At 69.1% G+C, this 25,553-nt stretch carries 21 protein-coding genes; 11 read left to right on the top strand and 10 right to left on the bottom strand.

Annotated features, from left to right (window positions below; all coding sequences use genetic code 11):
* The 3 genes from glgX to ACWDUA_RS04730 form a co-directional block, all read right to left on the bottom strand.
* Positions 1 to 2,874: a glycogen debranching protein GlgX gene (gene glgX / locus ACWDUA_RS04740; RefSeq protein ID WP_449749848.1), complete on the bottom strand. Its 2,874-nt coding sequence runs from the start codon at positions 2,872 to 2,874 to the stop codon at positions 1 to 3.
* A 168-nt stretch (positions 2,875 to 3,042) separates the two neighbouring features.
* The gene (locus ACWDUA_RS04735; protein WP_449749847.1) at positions 3,043 to 5,295 is read right to left on the bottom strand and encodes an acyltransferase family protein; all 2,253 of its coding nucleotides are present in this window, start codon (positions 5,293 to 5,295) and stop codon (positions 3,043 to 3,045) included.
* A gap of 57 nt (positions 5,296 to 5,352) precedes the next feature.
* The gene (locus ACWDUA_RS04730) at positions 5,353 to 5,919 is read right to left on the bottom strand and encodes a TetR/AcrR family transcriptional regulator (protein WP_449749846.1); all 567 of its coding nucleotides are present in this window, start codon (positions 5,917 to 5,919) and stop codon (positions 5,353 to 5,355) included.
* A gap of 326 nt (positions 5,920 to 6,245) precedes the next feature.
* On the opposite strand from ACWDUA_RS04730, the gene ACWDUA_RS04725 reads away from it, so the two are divergent.
* The 6 genes from ACWDUA_RS04725 to ACWDUA_RS04700 all read left to right on the top strand — a co-directional run bounded on the left by ACWDUA_RS04725 (position 6,246) and on the right by ACWDUA_RS04700 (position 11,684).
* Entirely contained in the window at positions 6,246 to 7,541 is a 1,296-nt protein-coding gene (locus tag ACWDUA_RS04725; RefSeq protein WP_449749845.1) for an adenosylmethionine--8-amino-7-oxononanoate transaminase, read from the top strand.
* 140 nt (positions 7,542 to 7,681) lie between these two features.
* Complete coding sequence (locus ACWDUA_RS04720) at positions 7,682 to 8,821, top strand: 8-amino-7-oxononanoate synthase (protein WP_449750039.1); 1,140 nt, start codon at positions 7,682 to 7,684, stop codon at positions 8,819 to 8,821.
* Positions 8,818 to 9,552 carry a dethiobiotin synthase gene (bioD, locus tag ACWDUA_RS04715; protein WP_449749844.1) on the top strand — a complete coding sequence of 245 codons (735 nt, stop codon included), beginning with the start codon at positions 8,818 to 8,820 and terminating at the stop codon, positions 9,550 to 9,552. The genes ACWDUA_RS04720 and bioD overlap by 4 nt, the downstream gene beginning before the upstream one ends.
* Positions 9,549 to 10,595, top strand: a complete 1,047-nt coding sequence (gene bioB, locus ACWDUA_RS04710) for a biotin synthase BioB (protein ID WP_449749843.1) — start codon at positions 9,549 to 9,551, stop codon at positions 10,593 to 10,595. The genes bioD and bioB overlap by 4 nt, the downstream gene beginning before the upstream one ends.
* A gap of 46 nt (positions 10,596 to 10,641) precedes the next feature.
* Positions 10,642 to 10,905 (top strand): biotin synthase auxiliary protein BsaP, encoded by a 264-nt coding sequence (gene bsaP / locus ACWDUA_RS04705; RefSeq protein WP_449749842.1) that lies wholly within the window; start codon positions 10,642 to 10,644, stop codon positions 10,903 to 10,905.
* A gap of 158 nt (positions 10,906 to 11,063) precedes the next feature.
* On the top strand, positions 11,064 to 11,684 hold the full coding sequence (locus ACWDUA_RS04700; protein ID WP_449749841.1) for a DUF2567 domain-containing protein: 621 nt from the start codon (positions 11,064 to 11,066) through the stop codon (positions 11,682 to 11,684).
* On the opposite strand, the gene ACWDUA_RS04695 is transcribed toward ACWDUA_RS04700, so the two are convergent.
* Together ACWDUA_RS04695 and ACWDUA_RS04690 are read right to left on the bottom strand one after the other, a co-directional pair.
* Positions 11,668 to 12,387: an NUDIX hydrolase gene (locus tag ACWDUA_RS04695; protein ID WP_449749840.1), complete on the bottom strand. Its 720-nt coding sequence runs from the start codon at positions 12,385 to 12,387 to the stop codon at positions 11,668 to 11,670. The genes ACWDUA_RS04700 and ACWDUA_RS04695 overlap by 17 nt on opposite strands.
* Positions 12,388 to 12,507: 120 nt before the next feature.
* Positions 12,508 to 12,960, bottom strand: coding sequence for a LuxR C-terminal-related transcriptional regulator (locus tag ACWDUA_RS04690; RefSeq protein ID WP_449749839.1), 453 nt, complete (start codon positions 12,958 to 12,960; stop codon positions 12,508 to 12,510).
* A 245-nt stretch (positions 12,961 to 13,205) separates the two neighbouring features.
* On the opposite strand from ACWDUA_RS04690, the gene nadA reads away from it, so the two are divergent.
* The 5 genes from nadA to ACWDUA_RS04665 all read left to right on the top strand — a co-directional run bounded on the left by nadA (position 13,206) and on the right by ACWDUA_RS04665 (position 18,623).
* Positions 13,206 to 14,270: a quinolinate synthase NadA gene (gene nadA / locus ACWDUA_RS04685; RefSeq protein WP_449749838.1), complete on the top strand. Its 1,065-nt coding sequence runs from the start codon at positions 13,206 to 13,208 to the stop codon at positions 14,268 to 14,270.
* A gap of 8 nt (positions 14,271 to 14,278) precedes the next feature.
* Positions 14,279 to 15,178 (top strand): carboxylating nicotinate-nucleotide diphosphorylase, encoded by a 900-nt coding sequence (gene nadC, locus ACWDUA_RS04680; RefSeq protein ID WP_449749837.1) that lies wholly within the window; start codon positions 14,279 to 14,281, stop codon positions 15,176 to 15,178.
* 241 nt (positions 15,179 to 15,419) lie between these two features.
* Positions 15,420 to 16,295: an acyl-CoA dehydrogenase family protein gene (locus tag ACWDUA_RS04675; protein ID WP_449749836.1), complete on the top strand. Its 876-nt coding sequence runs from the start codon at positions 15,420 to 15,422 to the stop codon at positions 16,293 to 16,295.
* Positions 16,292 to 17,065: an SDR family NAD(P)-dependent oxidoreductase gene (locus tag ACWDUA_RS04670; protein ID WP_449749835.1), complete on the top strand. Its 774-nt coding sequence runs from the start codon at positions 16,292 to 16,294 to the stop codon at positions 17,063 to 17,065. The genes ACWDUA_RS04675 and ACWDUA_RS04670 overlap by 4 nt, the downstream gene beginning before the upstream one ends.
* A gap of 307 nt (positions 17,066 to 17,372) precedes the next feature.
* Positions 17,373 to 18,623 carry an MFS transporter gene (locus ACWDUA_RS04665; protein WP_449749834.1) on the top strand — a complete coding sequence of 417 codons (1,251 nt, stop codon included), beginning with the start codon at positions 17,373 to 17,375 and terminating at the stop codon, positions 18,621 to 18,623.
* A 114-nt stretch (positions 18,624 to 18,737) separates the two neighbouring features.
* Here ACWDUA_RS04665 and ACWDUA_RS04660 read toward each other — a convergent pair whose 3' ends face one another.
* The 5 genes from ACWDUA_RS04660 to add all read right to left on the bottom strand — a co-directional run bounded on the left by ACWDUA_RS04660 (position 18,738) and on the right by add (position 25,496).
* The gene (locus tag ACWDUA_RS04660; RefSeq protein ID WP_449749833.1) at positions 18,738 to 19,694 is read right to left on the bottom strand and encodes an alpha/beta hydrolase; all 957 of its coding nucleotides are present in this window, start codon (positions 19,692 to 19,694) and stop codon (positions 18,738 to 18,740) included.
* Positions 19,695 to 19,781: 87 nt separating this feature from the next.
* Positions 19,782 to 21,548 carry an ABC transporter ATP-binding protein gene (locus tag ACWDUA_RS04655; RefSeq protein WP_449749832.1) on the bottom strand — a complete coding sequence of 589 codons (1,767 nt, stop codon included), beginning with the start codon at positions 21,546 to 21,548 and terminating at the stop codon, positions 19,782 to 19,784.
* Entirely contained in the window at positions 21,545 to 23,545 is a 2,001-nt protein-coding gene (locus ACWDUA_RS04650; RefSeq protein WP_449749831.1) for an ABC transporter ATP-binding protein, read from the bottom strand. The genes ACWDUA_RS04655 and ACWDUA_RS04650 overlap by 4 nt, the downstream gene beginning before the upstream one ends.
* Before the next feature lie 117 nt (positions 23,546 to 23,662).
* On the bottom strand, positions 23,663 to 24,427 hold the full coding sequence (locus tag ACWDUA_RS04645; RefSeq protein ID WP_449749830.1) for a GntR family transcriptional regulator: 765 nt from the start codon (positions 24,425 to 24,427) through the stop codon (positions 23,663 to 23,665).
* Positions 24,420 to 25,496 carry an adenosine deaminase gene (gene add / locus ACWDUA_RS04640; protein ID WP_449749829.1) on the bottom strand — a complete coding sequence of 359 codons (1,077 nt, stop codon included), beginning with the start codon at positions 25,494 to 25,496 and terminating at the stop codon, positions 24,420 to 24,422. The genes ACWDUA_RS04645 and add overlap by 8 nt, the downstream gene beginning before the upstream one ends.
* Between the last annotated feature and the right edge of the window lie 57 nt (positions 25,497 to 25,553).

Raw genomic sequence — 25,553 nt, 5'->3', positions numbered from 1 at the left:
TCAGGCCATCTTGCGCAAGACCAGCAACGACCGTTCCCGCACCGACAACACCGACCCCGACACCGCGGAGGTGACCGCGGACTCGCCGGTGGCACTGGCAGTGTCGAGTACGCCCTCCCATTCGAGGCCGTATCCGGTGGGGGGCAACCGGAAATCGATGCTCTCGTAGTGGGCGTTGAAGCAGATCAGGAAGCTGTCGTCGATCACCTTCTCGCCGCGCTCGTCGCTCTCGGCGATCCCGGCACCGTTGAGGAACACCGCCAGCGACTTGCCGAAGCCGCTGTCCCAGTCGGCGGTGGTCATCTCCGCGCCCGAGGGAGTGAGCCAGGCGATGTCGAGTGCCTGATGGCCCCACCGGATCGGCTTGCCGGCGAAGAACCTGCGTCGCCGGAACACCGGATGCGCGGTCCGCAGGGCGATCGCGCGCCGCGTGAATGCCAAGAGGTCGGCGTTCTTGGCCACCAGAGACCAGTCCATCCAGGACAATTCGGAGTCCTGGCAGTACACGTTGTTGTTGCCACGTTGGGTCCGACCGATCTCGTCGCCGTGGGCGAGCATCGGTGTGCCCTGCGACAGGAACAGCGTGGCCAGGATGTTGCGTTGCTGGCGGGCACGCAGCGCGAGGATCTCCGGATCGTCGGTGGGGCCTTCCACGCCACAGTTCCACGACCGGTTGTGGCTCTCGCCGTCGCGGTTGTCCTCACCATTCGCCAGATTGTGTTTCTCGTTGTAAGACACCAGGTCCCGCAAGGTGAAACCGTCATGGGCGATGACGAAGTTGATACTCGCCGATGGCCGGCGGCCGGTGGCCTCGTACAGGTCCGACGACCCGGTGAGACGAGAGGCGAACTCGCCCAACGTCGCCGGTTCACCTCGCCAGTAGTCGCGAACGGTGTCGCGGTACTTGCCGTTCCACTCGGTCCACAGCGGCGGGAAGTTGCCGACCTGATAGCCGCCCTCACCCACATCCCACGGCTCGGCGATCAACTTCACCTGGCTGACCACCGGGTCCTGTTGCACCAGATCGAAGAACGCCGACAATCGGTCGACGTCGTGCAACTCCCGGGCCAGGGTCGAAGCCAGATCGAACCGGAATCCGTCGACGTGCATCTCCAGCACCCAGTAGCGCAGCGAGTCCATGATCAGCTGCAAGGTGTGCGGATGCCTGCCGTTGAGACTGTTCCCGGTGCCGGTGTAGTCCATGTACATTTCGGGATTGCTGTCGACCACACGGTAATACGCCTTGTTGTCGATGCCGCGGAAGCTGATCGTGGGACCCATGTGGTTGCCCTCGGCGGTGTGGTTGTAGACGACGTCGAGGATCACCTCGATCCCGGCCCTGTGGAACGCCCGCACCATCGCCTTGAACTCGGTGACGGCGCTCCCCGGCTGATGTTTGTAGGCCGCCGCGTACTCCGCATGCGGGGCGAAGAAGCCGAAGGTGTTGTACCCCCAGTAGTTCTGCAGGCCCTTCTCCCGCAGGACGAAGTCGTTCATGAACTGGTGCACCGGCATCAGTTCGATCGCCGTCACACCCAGCGACTTCAGGTGGTCGATGATCACCGGATGACACAGCCCCGCATACGTTCCGCGCAGATGCTCGGGAACGTCCGGGTGGGTGGCGGTCATGCCTTTGACATGTGCCTCGTAGATCACCGTCTGGTGATAGGGCAGACGTGGCGGTCGGTCGTTCTGCCAGTCGAAGAAGGGGTTGATCACCACCGACAACATCGTGTGATGCAACGAATCGAGCTGCGGCATGTCCGATGACGGGTCCGGATCGACCTGCTGGGGATCGTTCGGGAACGGTGATTCCGGCTCCTCGAACACCTCGTCGTCGGTCTCGTCCGGGTCGGCGTCGACGGTGGCCACTACGGCCGCCACCTCGACGGTGGCCGGCTCCAGGGCCGCCTCCTCGACGGCCGCCGGCCCGTCGGTGGCGGTGAGTGGGTCGACGGGTTGAGCTTCGGTGCCGTCGACCGGTTCGCCACCGGCTCCCGCGCCGGGTGATGGGTCCGCGAGCGTGGGGGCCGCGGGTGTGGGGTCTCCCACGGCCCCGCCGCTCGTGACCCCGCCGGTCGTGACCCCGCCGGTCATGTCCCCGGTCACCGGGGCGCCGTCGAGAGCGGAAGCGATGACGGTGGTGGACAGCGGGAGCGACTCGGACCCACCGGGATCGGTGGGGTCGCCGGAACGTGTGGGGATGACGACGTCCGGCGAAACGACCGTCGTCACCGGGATCTCGCCTTCGGCCTCCGCGTCGGCGGCTTCGGTCGAGAGGGCGGAGACACCGTCGGTGTCGGGATCGTCCGGCGCGGTGTGATCCTCGGCTGCCCCGGAATCGTCGGTCGCAGCGTCGGGATCGGGTGCACTCCCGGTCTCCGTACCGGGGTCGGTCTCGGACGTCATCGGATACGAGAACAGCGACGGGTCGGGATCGAAGTCCCCGTAGAAGGCCTTTCCGTACGGGTCGAGAAGCAGCTTGCTGGGGTCACACCGCAGGCCCTGCGACGGATCGAACGGGCCGTGCACCCGGTACCCGTAGAACTGTCCCGGTCCGATCCCGGGCAGATAGCAGTGCCAGCAGTATCCGTCGACCTCGTCGAGCCGGATGCGCTGTTCGCTGCCGTCCGGCTCGATCAGGCACAGCTCGACCTTCTCCGCCACCTCCGAGAACAGCGAGAAGTTCGTGCCCGCACCGTCATACGTTGCGCCGAGCGGGTATGCCTGACCCGGCCACACCGGGAGCGGACGTGGCGCGGGCACACCGGGCGTCGACGCGGCACCCCGGGCTGTGGGGGTGCCTGCGAGACCGGCGGGATCGAGTGGTGCCTCGGTCGTGGACCGATCGTCTGCGGTGGGCGGTACGGTCATGCGCGCCGTCCTGTGTTCATGTGTCGACCCTAGCGGCGAACCCGCAGGTCTACATCTCGGACACGTGTCCCGGCCACCAGAGCGTGATCGGCGTCGCAACCGGTGGAGGCGGGTCGGTGTCGGGACCCGATCGGTGTGGGGATCGAACCGGTGCCGGGCTCGAAGTGGTCAGGGACGCGCGCCCGTCGTCGACGGCAGCGCTGCGCCCATCTGCGCACCGAGCCCGTCGGTGAGGCTGCGGACGTAGGTGGCGCTGAGATGATGCCAGTCCTTGTAGACGATGATGTTGCCGACGATCGCCGGGCACAGGTCGGGGGCGCACACACCGTTCGACATGTCGAGTGCGTGGAACAGCGGATTGGTCCGGGCGTATTCGGCGGCCGGATCGGTGGCCGAGAGGGCTGCCCACCGCTGGGTGCCGCACGACTCGGCGGTGCCACCCTCGGCCAGACATGTCGGGGTGTCGATCATTCCCTGCGCATTGTGCGGCCAGGGGGTGTCGCGGATGCCGAGAACCGGGATGCCGGCCCCGGTGAAGCGTTCGAAGATCGGCGTGTAGTCGGTGGGTGTCCAGTCGCCGGGCCCGTCGTCACGCGGACGCGTGGAGTTGGTGAACACGGCGTCGGGTTTGTCGGAGATGATCATCGGGATCACCCGCTCGACCCAGTCGTGGCACTGCGGGTAGGGCACACCGTTCTGTCGCGGTACCGGATCCGTGGACAGCGGACAGCCCATCTTCAGGTAGGTCTTGACCTTGAAGTGGTATCGCTGACCCAGGAGGTTGAGCGCGCTGATCCACATCTCCGCGTGCGATCCGCCGGCCAGCGCGATGGTCCGCGAGGCCGCCGGATCACCGTAGATGCCGACGTGGATCCGCGGATCCTCGAAGTCGCTCATGTACCCGTCGGTGGACGTCTCGGGGAAGTCCTTGATCACCGCAAGCGGGGTGGGTTGCGGATCGAGCGCCGGCACCGGTGCGTTCTCCAGCAGTGCGCGCGCTCCCGGATACTCGCGCGGATCGAGGTTCTTGGTGTCGACGGCGAGGGTGGTGACGTGCCGCTGCCAGACCTGGATCCCGGCCACGCCGACGATGCTCGCGACCACCAGGAGCGCGGTGACCAGCGATGTGTAGCCGAACCACCGCTTCTGCGACCACCCGACCAGTGGTCTCGGCAACGCGGGGGCCTCACCGTTGCGGAGCGGGTCCTCGATGTAGCGCTTGGTGAGCCAGGCGAGCCCGATGGACGCGGCCAGCAACACCACACCCTCGACGAAGTTCGCATGGTTCTTGTCCCGCCAGCTCAGGTAGAAGATCAGCAGGGGCCAGTGCCACAGGTAGAGGGCGTAGGCGATGGTGCCCAGCCAGACCGGCCCGGTGGAGGCGAGCATCCGGTTGACCGCCGGGGGTGAGGTGTCCTGCTGGGCGTGCCGGCCCCGGCCGACGCGTTCGGCGGCCACCGCCCCGGACCAGATGATCAGCACCGTCGCCCCGACCGGCACGAGCGCCCAGGGGCCGGGATAGGAGTCCACGCCGTCGATCCACCAGCCGCAGGTCACGATCAGCGCCAGTGCGACGACGGTCGCGGAGTTACGAATCCAGCGGGGAACCCGCCACGACGGCATCCACACCGCCAGCAGACCACCGGCCAGTGGTTCCCAGAGCCGCGACAGCGTGTCGTAGTAGTTCCACTGCTGGTTGACCTCCATCCGCATGTGCGCCCAGTAGAACGAGAGCGCGGCGAGACCGAGCAACGCCAGGCCGACGATCGTGCGGATCACGGCGGGACGGGCGATCGGGGCGAAGACGGTGGCGACCAGTTTGATCAGCGCGGCGACGACCATCGCCGCCAGCAGCATGCCGACGAAGAACTGCCCTTGCACCGACATCGACCAGATGTGCTGCAGTGGACTGTTCGCCGAGCTCGCCGCCAGATAGTCCTGGGAGTTCAGCGCCAGATACCAGTTCTGGTAGTACAGGCCGCTCGCGATCAGCTCGTGCCCGATGTTGGCCCACCGGGTCTGTGGCAGCACCACCACGGTCAGCACCAGCACCGCCACCAACACCGTGAACAAGGCCGGCAGCAGCCGCTTGAGCAGGCGTTTCAGCCGGGGCCACGGGTTGATCGTGTCCCAGTAGGAGACGCGGGCCGACTGGCTGTGGACGGCGTGACGCAGCAGCGATCCGATGAAGAAGAATCCGGACAGGGTGAGGAAGACGTCGACACCACCGGAGACCCGGCCGAACCAGATGTGGAAACAAGCGACCAGGGTGATCGCGATACCACGCAGACCGTCGAGATCGGTGCGATACGCGGGTGTGGCGGCAGGCGTCGCGACGATGCGGTCGGTGGCGCGTGTTCGAGTGGTGGCCAAGAGGTGGAGCGTCTTCCGTGAGGGAACGTCGGATCCGTGGGGCGGCATCGGGTCACCGATGGCTCGCCACCCGACGCGCTGAGCCCTTCCGCAGAGATTACCGGGTCACGCGTCGATCGCGGCGACCCGATGCCGCGCGCCGTCCAGGATCACGTCGAGACCGTCGGCGAACTCGGCACCGAAATCGCGGCCCGACGGTCCGATCACGCCGAGTCGCTCCATCTGCGCGCGGGTCTGTTCCTCGATGGTGAGGCCGATGACGAGCTGGCAGATCGCGGTGGCGATCGCCCGGGCATCCCGGTCGGTCAGGCCACCGGCGACGGCCACGGCGATGATGACGTCGGCGACGGCCTTGTCCGAGAGGCCCGACGCCCAGCTCGACGACACCACCTCGGCGCTGTCGGGCACGGCCAGTAGTGCCACGCGGATCCCGGTGGCGAAGTCGGCGAGCTGCCGGTCCCATGGCAGGGCGGGGTCGGGGCCGGGGACCGAGGCGAGGATGTCGTCGGCCAGGGCGGCCAGCAGTGTCTGTTTGTTCGGAAAGTGCCAGTACAGCGCGTTGGGGCGGACCCCGACCTCCGCGGCGAGCCGACGCATCGTCAGGTCGGCCAGGGAGTGCTGGGTGAGCACTCCACGGGCGGCCGCCAGGATGTCGGCTCGGCTGTTGCTCACGGGGCCCAGGGTAGAGGGCGTGTGCGGCGGTCCGGCGTGCACCCGCGGTGATCATCCGTGGCCGCGGCGCGTGACCCGGTCCACCGGACGCTGCGTGCGTGGGTGGCCGCCGTCGCAGGCCCGACCGTGCACCCCGTCGACGGGCGTGACAGGAATCCGCGCCGGTCGCAGACGGTGGCGACCACGGCCCACCCGTCACCTGTACACCGTTCAGGAACTTTCCTGTACGGTGTTCAGGCAGCGGGATGGTGACGCCACCCACACCCGCACCAGCCCCGGCTCGGAGCGTGTCCTCCGGCCACCCAGTCCGACCGAAGGATCGCTCCGTGGACCAGGCCAGCATCAGCGCCGTCGATGCCGCGCACATCTGGCATCCCTACGGCGCGTTCCCGGCGCCCACCGACCCCCTCGTCATCCGCTCGGCGAGCGGTGTGCGCCTGCGCACCGCCGACGGCCGCGACCTCATCGACGGGATGAGCTCCTGGTGGGCGGCGATCCACGGGTACGCCAACCCGGTACTCGACGACGCCGCCCGCCGACAGCTCGATGCGATGAGCCACGTCATGTTCGGTGGCCTCACCCATGAACCGGCGGCGCGGCTCGCCCAGCTGCTCGTCGAGATCACCCCCGCGCCGCTGAACAAGGTCTTCTTCTGCGATTCCGGGTCGGTGTCGGTCGAGGTCGCGATCAAGATGGCGGTGCAGTACTGGCGGGGCCGGGGCCGGCCCGGGCGCACGCGAATGCTCACCTGGCGCGGCGGCTACCACGGCGACACCTTTGCCCCGATGAGCGTGTGCGACCCCGACGGCGGCATGCACGCCCTGTGGACCGACGTGCTCACCCGGCAGGTCTTCGTCGACGCCCCGCCCTCCGACTTCCGGCCGGAGTACGTCGCGACCTTCGAGGCGGAGGTGATCGCCCACCGCGACGAACTCGCCGCGATCATCGTCGAACCCGTCGTGCAGGGCGCCGGGGGGATGCGCTTCCATGATCCCCGGTACCTGCGTGAGCTCCGCCGGGTGTGCGACGAGCAGGACATCCTGCTGATCTTCGACGAGATCGCCACCGGCTTCGGCCGTACCGGCACCCTGTTCGCCGCGGCGCACGCCGGTGTCGCGCCTGACATCATGTGCGTGGGCAAGGCGCTGACCGGCGGATACCTGAGCCTCGCGGCCACCCTGTGCACCGACGACGTGGCCGAGGTGATCAGTGCCGGGGAGGCCGGTGGGCTGGCGCACGGCCCCACCTTCATGGCCAATCCGCTGGCGTGTGCGATCGCCGTGGCCTCCACCGAACTGCTTCTCGACGGCCCGTGGGCGCAGCGGGTCGCGCGGATCGGTGCCGGTCTGGAACGCGGACTGGGTCGGTTGCGCGGGATCGACGGCGTCGCCGACGTCCGGGTCTTCGGGGCGATCGGTGTGATCGAACTCGACGCCCCGGTCGACATGCGCGCGGCCACCGCCGCGGCCGTCGACGCCGGCGTGTGGGTGCGCCCGTTCCGCAACCTCGTCTACGCCATGCCGCCCTACATCTGTTCCGACGACGAGATCGACACGCTCACCGGCGGCATGCGTGCCGCCGCCGAGGCCTGTGTCGCGATTCCGGTGGGAGGACCCCTGTGACCATCACCCAGACCGATGACCGTGAGCCGGCGACCGCCGACCACGACCTTGCCGACCACGACCTAGCCGACCACGACCTTGCCGACCACGACCTTGCCGACCACGGCCCCGCCGCAGACGGTCCCGTCGCCCTCGGATGGCTGCATCAGGCCGCCGCGGCCACGCTCGCCGCCGGCCTGCACCGCGAGCCGGTGGTGCGCCGCGAGGGGCAGGCGTTGCTGAACCTGGCCTCCAACGACTATCTCGGCCTCTCCACCCACCCGTCGGTCGTCCAGGGTGCGCATCTCGCCCTCGACCGCTGGGGTGCGGGGGCCACCGCCTCGCGGCTCGTCGCCGGCACCACCGCCGAGCACGTCGAGTTCGAGCACGAGATCGCCGACTTCCTGGGTTTTCCTGCAGCACTGATGTTCTCGTCGGGATACCTCGGTAATGTCGGCGCGATCACCGCACTGGTCGGGCGGGGTGACCTCATCGTCAGCGACACCGGCACCCACGCATCGCTGATCGACGGCTGCCGGTTGTCGCGGGCTCGGGTGGTGGTGGTCGACAGAGGTGATCACGAGGCCGTCGCCACCGCCCTGGCCGAACGCACCGAGGACCGTGCCCTGGTGGTCTCCGACTCCATCTACAGCGTCGACGGGGCCGCGGCGCCGGTCGCCGAACTCTATGCCGTCGCCCGCGCCCACGGCGCGGCGCTGCTGGTCGACGAGGCCCACGGCCTCGGCGTCCGCGGACCGGGAGGTCGCGGCGTGATCGCCGAGGCCGGGCTGTCCGGGGCCCCCGATCTGGTGGTCACGAGCGTCGCGTCGAAGTCCCTCGGCGCCCAGGGCGGCATCGTGCTCGGGCCGCACGTGCTGCGCGGCCACCTGATCGATCGCGCCCGACCCTTCATCTTCGACACCGGTCTCGCCCCGGCGGCCGTCGGCGGTGCCCGCGCCGCCCTGGGGCTGCTGCGCGCCGATCCGGACATGCCGAACCGTCTGCGCCGCAACGTCATCCACATGGCCGAGCGCTGCGATATCGACCTTCCGCGCCGGGCCGACGGGACGTCTGAGGTGTCGGCGGTGTTGTCGATCGTCGTCGGCGAACCGCAACCCGCGGTCGCCGCGGCCGCGGCCTGCCGCGATCAGGGTGTGCTCGTGGGCTGCTTCCGGCCGCCATCGGTACCCGCCGGTACCTCACGCCTGCGTCTGACCATGCGCGCCGACCTCACCGCCGACGACGTCGACCGTGCCGCGGATGTGGTGCTCGCGGCATTGCGTCAGGTGGGTGCGCGATGAGCGTTCGATCCCTGGTCGTCACCGGCACCTCCACCGACATCGGCAAGACCATCGTCACCGCGGCGCTGGCCGCCGCACTCGCCCCGCGTCTGGACGTCGCGGTGTGTAAACCGGCCCAGACCGGGGTGCTCGACGGCGAGCCGGGCGACCTCGCGACGGTCACCGCGCTCACCGGTCCGCTCCCGACCCTCGAGTGCATCCGCTATCCCGACCCGCTCGCACCGGAGACCGCTGCTCGCGTGGCGGGCCTCGCACCGGCCGATCCCGACGAGATGCATTCGCGGATATCGGCTTTCGCCGATCGTCATGATCTCACCCTGGTCGAGGGGGCGGGTGGCGCACTCGTCCGGCTGGCGCCCGGCCACACCGTCCTCGACGTGGCGGGAGCGCTCGGCGCTGCGGTCCTCGTCGTCGTGCAGGCGGGGCTCGGTGCCCTCAACCACGCCGAACTGACCGTCGCCGCGATCCGCGGCGCCGGGCTGCGGCCCGCCGGCCTGGTGATCGGCGCCTGGCCGCAGCAGCCGGATCTCGCGACCCGCTGTAACCGCGACGACCTGCCCCGACTCACCGGGGTCCCGGTGGTCGGGGTGATTCCCGACGGTGCAGGCCGCCTCACCGCGGGCCGGTTCCGGCTCGACGCCGCGAGTTGGTTCGACCCCGACTGGCTGACCGGCTTGCGCACCACCGACCCCGAGACACCGAACCGCACCCATCAAGGAGTTCTCGCATGACCCAGGCCCCCGTGGACCCGCGTACCGCGACCACCCCGACCACCGACTCGGCCGACATCCTCGCGATCGCACGCGAGCAGGTCCTCGAACGTGGGGAGGGACTCGGCCAGGAGCAGGTGCTCACCGTCCTGCAACTGCCCGACGAGCGGCTCACCGAGCTTCTGCAACTCGCCCACGACGTGCGGATGCGCTGGTGCGGTCCGGAGGTCGAGGTGGAGGGCATCATCTCGCTGAAGACCGGTGGTTGCCCGGAGGACTGCCACTTCTGCTCGCAGTCGGGCCTGTTCGCCTCCCCGGTGCGCAGCGCATGGATCGACATCCCGTCGCTGGTGGAGGCGGCCAAGCAGACCGCGAAGACCGGTGCCACCGAATTCTGCATCGTGGCCGCCGTGCGCGGTCCCGACAAGCGCCTGTTGAGTCAGGTGGCAGCCGGGATCGAGGCCATCCGCAACGAGGTCGACATCCAGATCGCCTGCAGCCTGGGCATGTTGACCCAGGAGCAGGTCGACCAGCTGCGCGACATGGGAGTGCACCGCTACAACCACAACCTCGAGACCGCGCGCAGCCATTTCCCGAACGTCGTGACCACCCACACCTGGGAGGAGCGGTGGGACACCTTGCGCATGGTCCGTGACGCCGGCATGGAGGTCTGCTGCGGCGGCATCCTCGGCATGGGCGAGACCCTCGAGCAGCGCGCCGAATTCGCCGCCGACCTCGCGGGTCTCGAGCCCGACGAGGTGCCGTTGAACTTCCTCAACCCGCGACCGGGTACCCCGTTCGGCGACCTCGACGTGCTGCCCGCATCGGAGGCACTGAAGTCGGTGGCCGCCTTCCGGCTCGCCTTGCCGCGTACCATCCTGCGCTTCGCCGGCGGCCGCGAGATCACCCTGGGTGACCTCGGTGCCAAGCAGGGCATCCTCGGCGGCATCAACGCCGTGATCGTCGGCAACTACCTCACCACCCTCGGCCGTCCCGCCGAGGACGACCTGGATCTGCTCGCCGATCTGTCGATGCCGATCAAGGCACTCAACGACAGCATCTGACAGGCGGAGTGCAGAGGTGGCTAGGCTCGCAGGCGTGGGAGTTGTGATGACGAACCGTCCCGGCGGCGGGGGTGACCTGACGGTCCCCGGTCCGTTGCACCAGCCGTGCCGGTACGGGGTGCACACCGGGATCGAGCTGGAACTGGAGTCGCCAGACGCCGTGCCGACCGCCGCGAGGCTCGGCCTGGAACCGCCGCGGTTCTGCGGGCAGTGCGGCCGCCGCATGGTGGTGCAGGTGCGCCCGGACGGCTGGGACGCCCGCTGTTCCCGGCACGGCACCGTCGACTCGAGCGAGCTGGGTCGACGATGACCGACCCGGTGGGTCCGCCGGCGTCCCGACGATCGGAACCCGTGCACCCCGAACCCGTGCACCCCGAACCCGTGCACCCCGAACCCGTGCACCCGGGATCCGGACGATCGGCGGAACCGGGTGCGCAGGGAACAGGGCCGCACGCACCGGGCCTGCCGGTGACGTTCCCCGCATACCCGCAGACCCCGATGGCCGTGCGGCCGGCCCACCGCACCCCGTCGACCCTGATCGCGGTGGCGGCGGTGACGCTGCTGCTCGGTGTGATCGCCGGCGCGGTGTGGGCGGTGGTCACCCCGGCGATGTCCGGGGTCCGTGCGGCCGACGGTGCGTCGGTGAGCGGCGCCCAGCTCGGTGAGGAATTTGCCGGGGTTGCCGCGTTCTGCCTGATCATGGGCGCATTCGGGGCGATCGCCGCTGCGGTGTCGTGGTCGGCGGCGCGGGGCTGGCGCGGACTGCCCGGGTACGGGGTGACGTTGGCGGCCACGATCGTCGGCACCGGGATCGCCGCCTGGGTCGGGACACAGATCGCCGATCGGCATCTGGCCGGGCCCACCGATGTGGCCGTGGGTGAGACCTTTCGGGTCGTGCCGGATCTGTGGCTCGACGAGTCGGTGCGCCAGGGGCCGAGCGGGCCGTGGGTGTTGCTGATCTGTGCGCCGCTCTTCGCGACGCTGGTGTACCTGGTGTGTGCGCTGGCGCAGCGCAACGCCGACCTCGGAGTCGGTGATCAGCCGCAGTGGCCGGCGATCGACACGCAGACCGTCACATCGGCGGTTTGAGCGTCGCGAACTCGTCGGTCACGCGTAGCGCCTGGTCGGCGAAGGCGTAGAGCGACGGTGGACGGCCACCCGAGCGGCCGGTGCGGCCGAGCAGTCCGGTCGCGACCACCACGCCGCGTCGGCTGAGGATGCGCAACAGGTTGGTGGTGTCGACGCGGTAACCCAGGGCGGCGCCATACACCTCCGACAGCTCCGACATCGCAAACCGGGACGGGGCCAGGGCGAAGGCGATGTTGGTGTAGGAGAGTTTCGCCGCCAGCCGGTGGCGGCCGGCCTCGATGATCGACGCGTGGTCGAAGGCCAGGTCGTCGGCACCCAGGTCGTCGACCCGATACCAGGCCGCGCCGCTCGGCAGGTCGGTCGCGGCGTCGGAGGGCACCAGGCCCAGATACGTGGAGGCGATGGTCCGTACGCCGGGGACCCGGTGGGGGTCGGAGAACACCTCCAACTGCTCGAGGTGTGCGACGGAGCGGACGTCCATCTTCTCGGCGAGGAGCCGATGTCCGGTCACCGACAGGTCTTCGTCGTCACCGACGTCGCCGCCGGGCAGGGCCCACGGTGCGCGGTCGTCACCGTGGGTGAGCAGCACCGAGAGTGCGGGTGCGCCGTCGGGTTCGATCTCGCGGACCTGGAAGACCACGCAGAGTACCTCGACGCGCATGGCCGGCGTCCCGGGATCGGAGGGGTCGGGACGCGACGGCATGGCGACGATTCTATGGGCATGCCCGCCGCCGTCCCGACGGTGTGCCTGCCGCCGTCCCGACGGTGTGCCCGCCGCCGTCCCGACGGTGTGTCGGCCGGGCGGGTGCGGCGGGTCGCCGATTCACAGCTCCTCGAGGGTGACGAGGCCGTCCTGGATCGCGCGGGCGACCAGGGAGGCCTTGGTACGGGCGGCGCGACCGGCGTCGGCGTACTTGGTCCGGATACGCGCGAGGTGGGTGTTGACCGTGCCCACCGAGATGGTCAGCTGCGAGGCGACATCGGCCTTGGAGTCGACGAGCAGCCAGGTGCGCAGGACCTCGACCTCACGCGTGGTCAGCGGCACCGGAAGGGTGCGGGATTCGGGTCGCGGCGCGGAGATCACGGCGATCGGCTCGACCCGGCGCGGGGGCATCACCGGTCGCGCGGCGAGCCGGTCCAGGGCCTCCTGGCGGCGACGCACCGCCTGCAGCGGGGTGGAGTAACTCCGACGGCCGGGGATGGGGCTCCGCGGCGCGATCGGCGGCATGGGCTGCTGCGAGGCGTTGCCGGTGGCGGTACCGAGGCTTGCGGTCATGATGTCGGACTCCTGAAGTCGTGGGTTGACGGGGATGACGTTGGTGTTTCGGCTGATCAGAACGCTACGGAGTACAACGGTGGATCACACGAGTAGTGGACTACTTGGAATGGGCTTGGAATGCCCGCAGAGTGACCGGTGTTACGATGACTGCAGGTTTTCGATCAATAGTCGAAAACCTGCCGCCGGTACACAGCCCGTGCCGTGCGCAGGCCGCAGAGCGGCAGGACAGAGGAGTTCTCCAGATGAGCATCACCAGCGACCGACCCGCGGTGACCGAGTCGACTGCTTCGACTGCGGCGGACATGCAGTGGATCGACGGTCCCGGTGGATTCACCGGCGTCGAACCCACCGTCGAGTGGGCCGAGGAGATCCGCAGGCTCGCCACGGCCCGCAACGCCACGCTGCTCGCGCACAACTATGAGCTCCCGGCCATCCAGGACGTGGCCGATCACGTCGGCGACTCGCTGGCGCTGTCGCGGATCGCGGCCGAGGTCGACTCCGACGAGATCGTGTTCTGCGGTGTGCACTTCATGGCCGAGACCGCCAAGATCCTCAGCCCGGACAAGCGGGTCCTGATCCCGGACGCCCGCGCCGGGTGTTCGCTGGCCGATTCGATCACCGCCGACGACCTGCGTGCGTGGAAGGACGAGTTCCCCGACGCCGTGGTGGTCTCCTATGTGAACACCACCGCCGAGGTCAAGGGACTCACCGACATCTGCTGCACGTCGTCGAACGCCGTCGACGTGGTCGCCTCGATCGATCCCGACCGCGACGTGTTGTTCCTGCCCGATCAGTTCCTCGGCGCGCACGTCAAGCGCGAGACCGGGCGCGACAACATCCACATCTGGGCCGGTGAATGTCACGTCCACGCCGGCATCAACGGTGACGAGCTCACCGAGCAGGCCGCCGCCCACCCCGACGCCGACCTGTTCATCCACCCCGAATGCGGGTGCGCCACCTCGGCGCTGTACCTCGCCGGTGAGGGTGCGGTGCCCGACGACCGGGTCAAGATCCTGTCCACGGGCGGAATGATCGACGCCGCTCGCCAGACCGGCGCCAAGCAGGTCCTGGTGGCCACCGAGATCGGCATGCTGCACCAGCTGCGCAAGGCTGCCCCGGGGATCGACTTCCAGGCGGTCAACGAGCGCGCGTCGTGCCCGTACATGAAGATGATCACCCCCGCCGCGCTGCTGCGGGCCCTGCGCGAGGGGCGGGACGAGGTGTTCGTCGCCGACGACGTCGCCGCGCGCGCCCGCCAGAGCGTCGAGCGCATGATCGCCATCGGCAACCCCGGTTCGGGGGAGTGAACGCGCCGATGAACGCGACCTTCGTGGGGCAAGAGGCGGCGACCGGTGATCTCCACCTCGCCGTCACCGACGAGGTGCGGGCGCTGATCCGCACCGCGCTCGACGAGGATCTGCGGTACGGGCCCGATGTGACCACTGCCGCAACGGTTCCCGCCGATGCGACGGTGGATGCCGCGATCGTCAGCCGGGCGCACGGCGTGATCGCCGGGGTCCCGGTGGTGCGTGCGGTGTTCGACGAGGTGATCGGTGCCGACCGGTATCGGGTGACCGCCGCGATCGCCGACGGCACCCACGTCGCCCCGGGTGACGTGGTGCTGGCCGTGCATGCGCCGACGGCTGCGCTGCTGACCGCCGAGCGCACCGCGTTGAACCTGATCTGCCACCTCTCGGGTGTCGCCACCGCGACCGCGGCGTGGGTCGCGGCCGTCGACGGCACCGGGACCGGGATCCGTGACTCACGAAAGACCCTGCCCGGCATGCGGTATCTGCAGAAGTACGCCGTGCGTGCCGGTGGTGGCGTCAACCACCGCATGGGCCTGGGTGATGCGGCGCTGATCAAGGACAACCACGTCGCGGCCGCGGGCTCGGTCGGCGCCGCACTGCAAGCCGTCCGGACCGCGGCACCCGGTCTGCCGGTCGAGGTCGAGGTGGACTCGCTCGAGCAACTCGACGAGGTGCTGGCGCTGTCGCCGCAGCTGGTGCTGCTCGACAACTTCGAGCCGTGGGAGACGCAAATGGCCGTGCAGCGTCGCAACGCGCGGTCGCCGGAGACCAAACTCGAGAGCTCGGGTGGCCTCGCCCTCGAGGTCGCCGCCGACTACGCGCGCACCGGCGTCGACTACCTCGCGGTCGGCGCACTCACCCACAGCGTCACCGTCCTGGACCTCGGCCTCGACACGGTTGATTAGGTCTGTCCGCGCGACCCCGCCGCTGCCGTCGAATCCGGTGGTGCGCCGGTCTTCTCGGTGGTCGGGCCGACGGGCACGCGGCGACGGATCCGGTCGGGACGGTCGCGTACGTTCGACGGTGACCACCGCGTGGTCACCGTCGGGATCAGCGCTCGCCGAGACCGGCCGAGCGGTGCCCACGCCGTGGCCGTGAGGGCGAGAGGCGTGCGTCGCCTCGGGCACCGCCGGTGACCTGTTCACCATGCAGAACGACATCATCGTGCCGTATCTGCGGGATCTCACCACCGACGAACAGCGCGCCCGGTGGGTACCGGGATTCACCGCCGGTGAACTGGTGGTCTCACTCGGGATGAGCGAGCCGGGCGCGGGCTCGGATCTCGCCGCGATCGGCACGACGGCCCGGCGTGAGGGCGACGAGTACGTGCTCAACGGGTCGAAGACGTTCATCACCTCGGGTGCGACGTGCGATCTGGCGATCGTGCTGGCCAAGTCCGGGGAGCGCGACGGCCGGGGCACCAGCCTCGTCGCGGTGGAGTACGGCACTCCCGGTTTCACCCGGGGCAAGCCGATGCGCAAGATCGGGCGCCACGGACAGGACACCGCCGAATTGTTCTTCGACGAAAGCCGCGTCCCGGTCGCCAACGTGGTGGGCGAGGCCGGTCGCGGTTTCGCCGGGGCGGTCCGAAATCTCCCGCGCGAACGGCTGTCGCTGGCGGTCGCGGCGGTGGCCTCGGCGCGAGTGGCACTGCAACTCGCACTCGACCATCTCACCGATCGGAGGGCGTTCGGGGGTCCACTGGCGCATCTGCAGTCGGTCCGGATGACCCTCGCCGAACTGCACACCGACGTCGACGTGATGCAGACCTACGTCGATCGGTGCGTGCGTGCCGTCGGTGACGGCAACCTGACCGCCGAGGAGGCCGCCGGCTGCAAGTACAAGGCCACCGAACTCCAGTGGACCGTCGTCGACACCGTTCTGCAGCTGTTCGGCGGGTACGGGTACATGGAGGAATACCCGATCGCCCGGATCTGGCGGGATGCCCGGGTACAGCGGATCTACGGGGGAGCAAACGAAGTGATGAAGGACCTCATCGGCCGACGGCTGGTGGGCGCATGAGCGCGCTCGCCGGACGGACCGTCCTGGTCACCGGCGCCTCTCGCGGCGTCGGCCGCGGAATCGCGCTGCGGCTCGGTGCCGCCGGAGCCGCGGTTGCGGTGAACTATCGCCGCGATGCCGACGCCGCCGAGTCGGTTGTCGCCGAGATCCGTTTCGCCGGAGGGGTTGCCGAGGCATTCGGAGCCGAGATCGGTGCGCCGGATGCCGGGCCACGTCTGGCCGACGAGGTCCGTGCGCGCCTCGGGCCGGTCGATGCGGTGGTCAGCAATGCGGGGTCGGCGAGCAAGGGCGCCACCGTGGCCGACACCCCGCTCGCGGACTATCGCGCCCAGCTGGATGTCCACGCGCTGGGACCGATCGCGTTGATCCAGGCGCTGCTGCCGGACCTTCGTACGGCCGATCGTGCCGACGTGGTGATGATCTCGAGCAACACCGTCGCCAAGGCCCCGGGGCACGCGGCTCCGTACACGATGGCCAAGGCCGCCATGGAGACCTGCGTGTTGACCCTCGCCCGGGAAGAACGCGCGCACGGAGTCCGGGCCAACATCGTCGCACCCGGGCTGGTGGACACCGAGATGGGCCGTCGCCTGGTCCGTGCGTCGGCACGCGTGGACATCGCCGACCTCGATGCGGCAGCGCCTTTCGGTCGCGTATGCCGTCCCGACGATGTCGCCGGCGTCGTCGAGTTCCTGTTGTCGCCCGGCTCGGGGTATGTGACCGGGCAGCGGATCAGCGTTGACGGCGGCGGCCGGGACGAGGGCATCTTCTGACCGGTCTGGTGTGTATGGGCAACGAAATATGTTGGCAGAGAACGGATTCAGGATACAAATGACATCTCGTCAGGTATCGTGAGGTGGGTCACTCCGGTTGACCCCTCCCTGTGCCCCTCCCGCAACGGATGTCGCGAGCGTTCCCGCGACATCCGTTGCCGGGGAGCAGTTCCTGCAGCATATGCTGCCGGCGCGGGCACACAACTCCCATCGAAAGGTTCTGCGGATGAGTGGTGAGAAATCCGTGTCCGTCCGGTCCGAAACAGCCGACGACACATCGACGAAGCCGGCCTCCTCGGCCAGAAGGGTGTCGATCGCCAGCGGCGTCGGAACCCTGATCGAGTACTACGAGTTCGGCGCGTACGGGTTCGCGGCGGTGGTGATCGCCCCGCAGTTCTTCCCGTCCGACAGTGCGGCCACATCCCTGTTGTCGACCCTGGCCGTGTTCGGTGTCGCCTACGTGGCCCGGCCGCTGGGCGGAGTGGTGTTCGGCCGTCTCGGCGACCGCACGGGACGCCGATCCGCCCTGGTGGTGACGCTGCTGTGCATGGGAGTGTCGACCGCGGCCCTCGGTCTGCTGCCGACCCACGCAACGGTGGGGATCGCGGCCCCGATCCTGCTCATCCTGGTGCGTCTCGCGCAGGGATTCTCCGCGGGCGGTGAGGCGCCCGGGGCGGTGACGTTCACCGCCGAATCGGCGCCCAACGCGCGGCGCGGCTTCTTCGGGTCCTTCGTCCAGATCGGGTCGTCACTGGGATTCGCGGTGGCCGCGGCCGTCACGGGAACGGTGGCCCTGGTGACCACGGATGCGCAGATGGAATCGTGGGGATGGCGCATCCCGTTCCTGTTGTCGATCCCGTTGACCATGATCTGTCTGTGGATGCGCGTCCGGCTCGACGACAGCCCAGAGTTCGCCGAGATGGCGAAAAGCGATGAGATCCAGAAGAATCCGCTGGGCACGGTGCTGCGCCACAACAGCGGCGCGGTGGTGCGGGCGATCGGTCTGGCCATCGCCTTCACCGGTGCAGGCTACGTCGGACTCTCGTACCTGAGCGTCTACCTGATCAGCGAGTTGGACTACAGTCCGGATCTGGTGTTCTGGATGACGGCCCTGGTGATCACGGTGAGCAGCATGCTCAACCCGCTCGCCGGCGCCCTCGGCGACCGATTCGGCCGGCGGCCGGTGCTGATCGCGGGCTTCGTCATCGTCGGGGTGTTGTCGATTCCGCTGTTCGCCATCCTGTCGGCCACGCACAGCGTGGTCGTGGTGGGAGGCATCTACTTCGTGTACATGTCGTTGCAGGCATTGATCGGCGTCCCGGCCTGGTCGGTGATGGCCGAACTGTTCCCTCGTCGTGTCCGGTACACAGGGGTGTCGTTGGGTGCCAACATCGGCACCATCCTCGGGGGCGGTACGGCGCCCTACGTCGCGACGCTGCTGGTCGCCACGTTGGGCACGGCGACGGCGCCGGGTTACTACGTGACCGCGGTGTGCGTCGTCGGACTGCTTGCGATCCTGACCGTTCGCGAGACGGCTCGGCGTCCGATGGAGATCTAGGCCGGGCGATCATGGCGAGTGGCCGTCGGGTCGGGGTGGTCGCGGCTGTGCGCGACCGGGACCCGACGGTCGGCCATGGTGCCACCGGTCGTCTGCGGGAACCCGCGGGTGGCATCACGCCCAGATCGCCCGCGCGATCATCGGCCAGGATGCGCGTAGTTCCGCCGCGAACAGGCCCCATGAATGGGAACCGACAGGTCGGATGTCGAGGTGGTGGGCGATGCCCAGCGACGCCAGACGCGCCGACAGCGCTGCGTTGCACCCACTGGCCACCGACTCCACGGGCAGACCGCCGGGCAGCTCCAGCGGACCCAGGCGATCCACCGGGCCCGGCACACCCGTCGCAGAGCCGAGGTAGATCGCCTTGCCGCGCAATCGGTTCGCGTTGACGATCGGGTCGTGTGCCGCCCATGCCGGTGCACCGGGCGGCCCCCACATGGTGAGCACGTTGCCGCCACCGCGGGCCACCACCATCGTGTTGGTCAGTACACCGAGAGGGAATCCGGTTGTGGGACAGCCACTGTAGGCGGCGACGGCCCGGTAGCGCTGCGGTGCCTTGGTGGACAGGTCGACGGCCGGTCCCGCCGACATCGTCACGCCGCTGATCGCATTCGCACCGGTGGTGCGGACGACCTTGGCGATCGCCGCGGGCAGTTCGTGGTTGATGTAGGTCTGCCATTTGTTGCGGCCCAGGACAGGGTCGTCGTGCTGCCAGTCGGTGAACATGGAGAACCTGCCACCGATCGGCAGGACGACGTTGACACGTTTGCCGGCGAAGAACGGCCGGACACCGCCGTGGTGATACCACGACACCCCGTCCTCGGCGCCGCCTGCGCCGGGCAGCATGTAGAAGACCGGGGCGACGGGCTTACCGGGTAGATGCAGGACCTGGTTTCGGAGCACCCGGTTCATCGAGGGGGAGTGCACCAGCACCACCGTCTCGGTGGGTGGCACCTCCTGGACCGACACCACATCGGCCCGCGCCGATGTGGCCGGTACCGTCAGGATGGTCGCTGCCGCCGCGGCCGCGGCGATCACTGCTCGCGAACACGCTCTCCGAAATCGCGCCATGGTTGGCGATTCTCGGTGGCCTGTGGGGTTGCTGTGAACCGGGGTATGGCGGAACGTTAGGCCTTCGTGATGGTTTCGAGTCCGGGGCTACCGGCCGGCTTCGGTCAGCTGCCAGCCCTGTGCGCTCTGGAGCCGATGCCAGAATCGTGCATAGGTCCCGTCGGCCTCGAGCAGTTCGGCATGGGTGCCCTGCGCCTCGATCCCTCCGGTGGCGTCGAGGGCGATGATCGTGTCGGCGCGCGCGATGGTGGCGAGCCGGTGGGCGATCACCACGACCGTCGCCCGCTCCCGGAGTTTCTCCACCGCGGCGACGATGTTCGCCTCGTTCTCCACGTCGAGAGCCGATGTCGCCTCGTCGAGGACGACGATCGGTGCGTCCTTGAGCAGCGCCCGGGCGATCGCAACGCGTTGCCGCTCGCCACCGGAGAGGCCGCGTCCGCCCTCGCCGACCCGGGCCGACCATCCGTCGGGAAGCCGCTCGGCGATCTCGGTGACACCGGCGATGTCCGCGGCGGCACGGATCTCGCCGGGGGTGGCATCGGCCCGGCCGACGGCGACATTGGCCTCGAGGGTGTCGTCGAAGAGGTAGACGTCCTGGAACACCATCGACAACTGGGCCATCAGCTGTTCGGTGGTCTGCTCGGTGACCGGACGGCCGCCGACGAGGACCTGGCCGCCGGCGACGTCGTAGAAGCGGCAGATCGCCCGCGCGATGGTGGACTTCCCGCTTCCGGACGGGCCGACGAGGGCGACCATCGTGCCCGCCTCGACCTTGAACGACACATCGTGGAGCACCGGTGCGCTCGCCGGTGAGTAGGTGAAGCCCACGTCGACGAATTCCACCGTCCCCGGTGCGGGCAATGCGGCGGCGTCCTCGGGTTCGGGCAGCGGTACCGCGGTCAGGACCCCGTCGAGCTGATCGAGCAGTGGCCGGCGAGACTCCAGGGCCATCGCCCCGGTGGTGATCTCCGACAGCGTGGAGGTGAAGCGCAATGCCAGACCGATGAAGGCCAGCGCCGGGATCGGTTGCAGCGATCCGTCGATGGCGAGCGATCCGGTCAGCGTGATGAGTACGACGATCACACCCTGGGTGACCATTCCGCTGAGCAGCAATCCGACGGTCTCGATCCACAGTGCTCGGGTCTTGGCCGTGTGGGCCGCCTCGAGTGCGTCGTCGAGCGGTCCGAAGTCGTCGCTGCGGCCGCACGAGCGGATCGCGCCCTGGCACTGGACGTACTCCACCACCTGGTTGGCGAGCGCGTTCTCCGTGGGTTCGTGCATCGCGCGGCCTCGACGCATCAGGGCGGTCGAGGCGAGGGTGATGAGCACGAAGACCGGGATCGAGATGGTCAGCACCAGACCGAGCAACGGATCCCAGAACCATGCGGCGACGACGATCACCACCGTCGCGGTCAGTCGAGACACCAGCGGACCGAACATGTGCGCAAAGATCTCGCCCGCCGACATCAACTCGGTGGACACCATCCGCGAGAGTGCACCGGCGAGCGGACGGGCGAACCATCCGAGCGGCTGCCGGGCCACCTGATCGCCGACCAGTCGATGCAGGCTGCGCAGGAAGTCCAGTGCAACAGCGTAATTGGTGTACTGGGTGATGTAGTTGAGACCGAATGCCGCGGCCGACAGGATGCCCAGAATCCACAGCCAGCCGGCCAGTCCGAAGCCCCACACCGGGGTGCCCTGGGCGAGAGTGCTGATGGTCGGCAGCAGGGCGGCCAGCGCGGCACCGTCGACCAGCCCCACCCCGACGGCGGCGGCGATGGCCGGACGCATGCGTTCGGGATGCGAGATCATGCGCTGCATCCGCGGGACGATGTCGATCAGGGGGAGGTTCATCGGTGTGTCCCTTCGGCGGTGCCCGTGGGGCCTGTGGTGCCCGACCCGGTGTCACGCGACCCGGTCTCTGGCGAGCCGGTGCGGTGCGTCCCGGCCAGTCGGGCGTCGGCGCCGGCCCGCTGCCACATGCGGGCATAGGCCGGGTGGTCGGCGAGCTGGTCGTGGGTTCCGGTGGCCACGACCCGTCCCGACTCGACGACGATGATCTGGTCGACCCCCTTGATTACCTCCGGCCGGTGGGCGATCACCAGCACCGTCCGGCCGCGGACCAGGGTCGAGAGCGCTTGCTGGATCTGGTGTTCGGACTCGGGGTCGGTCAGCGCGGTGGCCTCGTCGAGGACCAGGATCGGGGCGTCCACCAGGACCGCCCGGGCGATCGCGATCCGTTGGGCCTGCCCGCCCGACAGTCCCGAATCCGACCCGTAGACGGTGTCGAAACCGTTGGGCAGAGCTTCGATCTCGTCGAGAATCCTTGCCGCGGAGGCGGCCTCGCGGATCTGCCCGTCGGTGGCGTCCGGTCTGCCGAGTGCGATGTTGTCGCGGATGCTGATGGTCAGCAATTGCGGATCCTGCAGGACCATACCCACCTGCGAGTACAGATCGTCGATCTCGGTGATGTCGACGCCGCCGATCCGGATGGTGCCCGACGCGGGGTCGTCGAAGCGGGCGAGCAGGGTCGCGATGGTCGATTTCCCCGATCCCGACGGGCCGATGAGTGCGGTGACCGTGCCGTGCGGCAGGGTGAAGCCGACGTCGTCGACGGCGAGCACCGCATCCGGGCCGCTGCCGTAGGAGTAGCGCACCGCCTCGAAGGTGACATCGTGTGCCGTCGGGCGCCGGGCGTGGTCGGCATCGGGTTCGGTCAGGATCGGGGTGTCGATGAGCGCGGCGAGACGCGAGGCCGCGGCACCGGCGAGTTGTCGGCTCCACGTCGAGTGCATCCACGTCTCGAGCGCATACGGGATCAGCAAGGCGATCAGCGAGGTGGCGAGCACGTCGGCGGTGCTCACCTGATCGTGGTGTACGAGAACCGAACCGACACCGATGTTGACCAGCAACACGAGCGGGATGGCGAGGAACGAGGTGCCCAGTGCGGAGACGCGGACCAGCGGCCGCACCCAGTCGAGGTAGAAGTCGTAGAACTCGGCGGCCGACTCCTGGTAGTTGCGATGGGCGCGCCCGACCCGCCCGAATGCCTTGACCACGGAGATCCCCGCGACGAACTCGACCATCCGCGCCGAGACGGTGGACAGCCGACGGTCCATCTCCACGGTCTTCTCGCCCATGCCCCGCATCGACATGGCCATCGCCCCGATGTAGAGCGGCAGGGTGGCGATGGAGAGCAGCCCGAGGCGCCAGTCGATGACGAAGGCGTAGATCATCAGCGCCGCCGGCATCACGACAGCCGCGGTCCCGTCGACCGGCTGGTGGGCGATCAACTGGTGGACGGTGCCGATGTCGTCCTGCATGCCCTTGCGCACGCGACCGGAGTTGGTGGCGGTGAACCACGCGAGCGGTACCTTGGCGAAGCGATGCACCAGCCGGAGCTGGATGAGGTGGCCCAGCCGGATGTCGGCGAGGTGGGTGACCAGCAGGGCGACGAGGTAGATCGCGAGCCGTAAGACGAAGGTGATCAACAGGATTCGCAACCAGCGCCGGATCTCGTCGCCGTCGACGGGGGCACCCGCGGACGAGGCGGCGAGGAGTGTGCCGCCGATCTGGACCAGGGCGATGTAGGGGACCACGGCGAGAACCCCGGACACCACGGCGAGCAGCCGGCCGATGGTCAGCGGCACGGCGACCGGTCGCATCAGACGCTTGAGCGCGAGGGCGTCGGCCTTCTGTTTCTCCTTCTCGCTCAGAGCGTTTCCGTCGCCGTCGGTGTGCTCACCAGACGGTGGGCGGGCGGCGTCGGAGTCGTGCGGGTCGGAGTCGTGCGGGTCGGAGTCGTGCGGGTCGGAGTCTGCGGGATCGGTGACGGCGTTGGCGGCGGTCATGGCACCTCTCGCGATCCATGGCGACCTGCGGCGTCACGTGCCGCGGTGACTTAGGGTAGCCATACTTAAGTTCGGGTCGCGTTCACCATAGGTCGTGCGCCGATCGCCTGGCAAGGGTCACGATGTCATCGACGGTCCCGCCTGCCACGGGGGACGGACCGTGCGCACCAGCGAATAGCGGACGATGTCGGGGCGGTGCAGTTCCGAGGCGTAGAACAGGCGCCGACCGCTCGCGGCGACTCCGATCAGTTCCAGGGTCATCACCGGATCTCCGGCCGACATGTCCAGCAATGCCGCCGATTCCGCGTCGAGCACGTCGGCCCCCGGGGTGGCCACCTCCCAGACCAACGATTCGCCCCACGCCTGGGCGACGGCGGTGAACACCGAATCGTCGAGTCGCGTCGGCTCGGCGTCGGGGACGAGCAGGTACCCCGTGGCGACCATCACCGGCAGGTCGTCGGCGAACCATCGTTTGGTGGTGTGCACACAGGGGGCGCCCGGGTCGCAGTCGAGGAGTGCGGCCACGTCGGCGGGGAGTGAACCCCAGGTCTCGGCGACGATCTCGACGCGGGCCTCGTAGCCGAGCCGCTCGAGTAGTTCGGTGTGCTCGAACTGATCCTCGAGCCGCACACTCATCCGCAGCGCCAGCGGGTCGACGACGGTCGCTGCTCCCTGCCGTCGTCGTAGCAGCCCTTGCCGTTCCAGATCCGCCATCGCCTTGCGGAGCTGCTGTCGGGTGCAGTGCAGCCGGTCCACCAGGTCCATCTCGCCTGCCAGCGGTACCCGGCCGGCGGAGGCATCGCGGGCCAGGCGCAGCAGTTCCCGGGTGATCCGCCCGTGCGAGGCCGCGTCGTCGGATGCCGAACCGGCGCGGCTAGCCATTCTCGGACCCCTCGCTGACGTCGATCGCGGCGATCTCGGCGAGCAGTCGGCTCTTGAGGTCGTCGTCGGCGAAGCTCGCCAGCACCGACGACCGGGCGAGATCGCGGAGCTCGGATCGATCGAGACCCCAGATCTGAGATGCCACAGACCAATCGGTCTCCAGCGACGTGCCGAGGATGGCCGGGTCGTCGGTGTTCAGCGTCACCGGGACGCCGGCCGCACGCAAGCGTGGGAACGGATGCACCTCCCACGATCGATACAGTCCGAGCGCGACATTCGACCGTGGGCACACTCCCAGCGGGATCTGCTGATCGCGCAGGCGGTCGAGCAGCGACGGGTCCTCGACCGCGCGGATTCCGTGGTCGATGCGTTCGGCATGCAGATGGTCGAGCGCATCACGGACGCCCTCGGGTCCCGACGACTCGCCGGCGTGCACCGTGCGCCGCAGACCCCGGTCACGGGCCAGCGAGAACGCCTCCGCGAAGCGGTGACTCACCGGCCCCGACCGGTGTTCGTCACCGTCGACGGACAGGGCGACGACCCGTGGTGGTCGGGACTCGATGATCAGCTCGACGAGTTCGAGGGCCGACGCCGCGGACTGTCCGCGAGACAACGACACGCATGTGGTGACCTCGGCGAGGCCGTCCACGCGGGCCTCGTCGAAGCCGTCGGCGAATGCGGTGAGGAGAGCCGGAACCCGATCCGCCCACCGCCCCCAGTGTCCGGGATTGACGATCACATCGGTGTAGCGGATCCCGGATGCGGTCTGGCGTGCGGCGAACCGGTAGGCCAATGACCCTGCCTGCTCGTGCGTGGTGACGAGCCCGCATCCCCAATCCAGAAAGCGCAGAAAGGAACTCAACCCGGTCTCGGCGCCGTCGTCGATGCCGGCGGTGGCCCCGCCGAACAGCCGGTCGGCCGGGAAGGGGAGTCGCGCGCCTGCGGCCTTGGCAAGGCCGAGGAGGTCGGCCAGTCCCAGCGAACCCTCCAGGTGGACGTGCACCTCGGCCTTGGGCAGGGCGCGAATCCACGCTTCGTCGACGCGATGTGCCACGGCGGATCTGGTCATGCGCAGAGACTCTACCGAGAACGCCGGACTTATCAACAAGTTCGTGAACCGTTCATT

The sequence above is a fragment of the Gordonia sp. NPDC003376 genome, from assembly GCF_053589235.1.
Note: the sequence above shows the minus strand (reverse complement) of the source record. Positions and strands in the feature narration are given on the sequence as shown.

Bases quoted from the DNA above. Each gene is read 5' to 3' on its own strand.
- add (WP_449749829.1), bottom strand. From the start codon at position 25,496: ATGACCAGATCCGCCGTGGCACATCGCGTCGACGAAGCGTGGATTCGC.
- ACWDUA_RS04690 (WP_449749839.1), bottom strand. From the start codon at position 12,960: ATGACCGCAAGCCTCGGTACCGCCACCGGCAACGCCTCGCAGCAGCCC.
- bsaP (WP_449749842.1), top strand. From the start codon at position 10,642: ATGACGAACCGTCCCGGCGGCGGGGGTGACCTGACGGTCCCCGGTCCG.
- ACWDUA_RS04695 (WP_449749840.1), bottom strand. From the start codon at position 12,387: ATGCCGTCGCGTCCCGACCCCTCCGATCCCGGGACGCCGGCCATGCGC.
- nadA (WP_449749838.1), top strand. From the start codon at position 13,206: ATGAGCATCACCAGCGACCGACCCGCGGTGACCGAGTCGACTGCTTCG.
- glgX (WP_449749848.1), bottom strand. From the start codon at position 2,874: ATGACCGTACCGCCCACCGCAGACGATCGGTCCACGACCGAGGCACCA.
- nadC (WP_449749837.1), top strand. From the start codon at position 14,279: ATGAACGCGACCTTCGTGGGGCAAGAGGCGGCGACCGGTGATCTCCAC.
- ACWDUA_RS04645 (WP_449749830.1), bottom strand. From the start codon at position 24,427: ATGGCTAGCCGCGCCGGTTCGGCATCCGACGACGCGGCCTCGCACGGG.
- ACWDUA_RS04735 (WP_449749847.1), bottom strand. From the start codon at position 5,295: ATGCCGCCCCACGGATCCGACGTTCCCTCACGGAAGACGCTCCACCTC.
- ACWDUA_RS04670 (WP_449749835.1), top strand. From the start codon at position 16,292: ATGAGCGCGCTCGCCGGACGGACCGTCCTGGTCACCGGCGCCTCTCGC.
- ACWDUA_RS04660 (WP_449749833.1), bottom strand. From the start codon at position 19,694: ATGGCGCGATTTCGGAGAGCGTGTTCGCGAGCAGTGATCGCCGCGGCC.
- ACWDUA_RS04650 (WP_449749831.1), bottom strand. From the start codon at position 23,545: ATGACCGCCGCCAACGCCGTCACCGATCCCGCAGACTCCGACCCGCAC.
- bioD (WP_449749844.1), top strand. From the start codon at position 8,818: ATGAGCGTTCGATCCCTGGTCGTCACCGGCACCTCCACCGACATCGGC.
- ACWDUA_RS04655 (WP_449749832.1), bottom strand. From the start codon at position 21,548: ATGAACCTCCCCCTGATCGACATCGTCCCGCGGATGCAGCGCATGATC.
- bioB (WP_449749843.1), top strand. From the start codon at position 9,549: ATGACCCAGGCCCCCGTGGACCCGCGTACCGCGACCACCCCGACCACC.
- ACWDUA_RS04675 (WP_449749836.1), top strand. From the start codon at position 15,420: ATGCAGAACGACATCATCGTGCCGTATCTGCGGGATCTCACCACCGAC.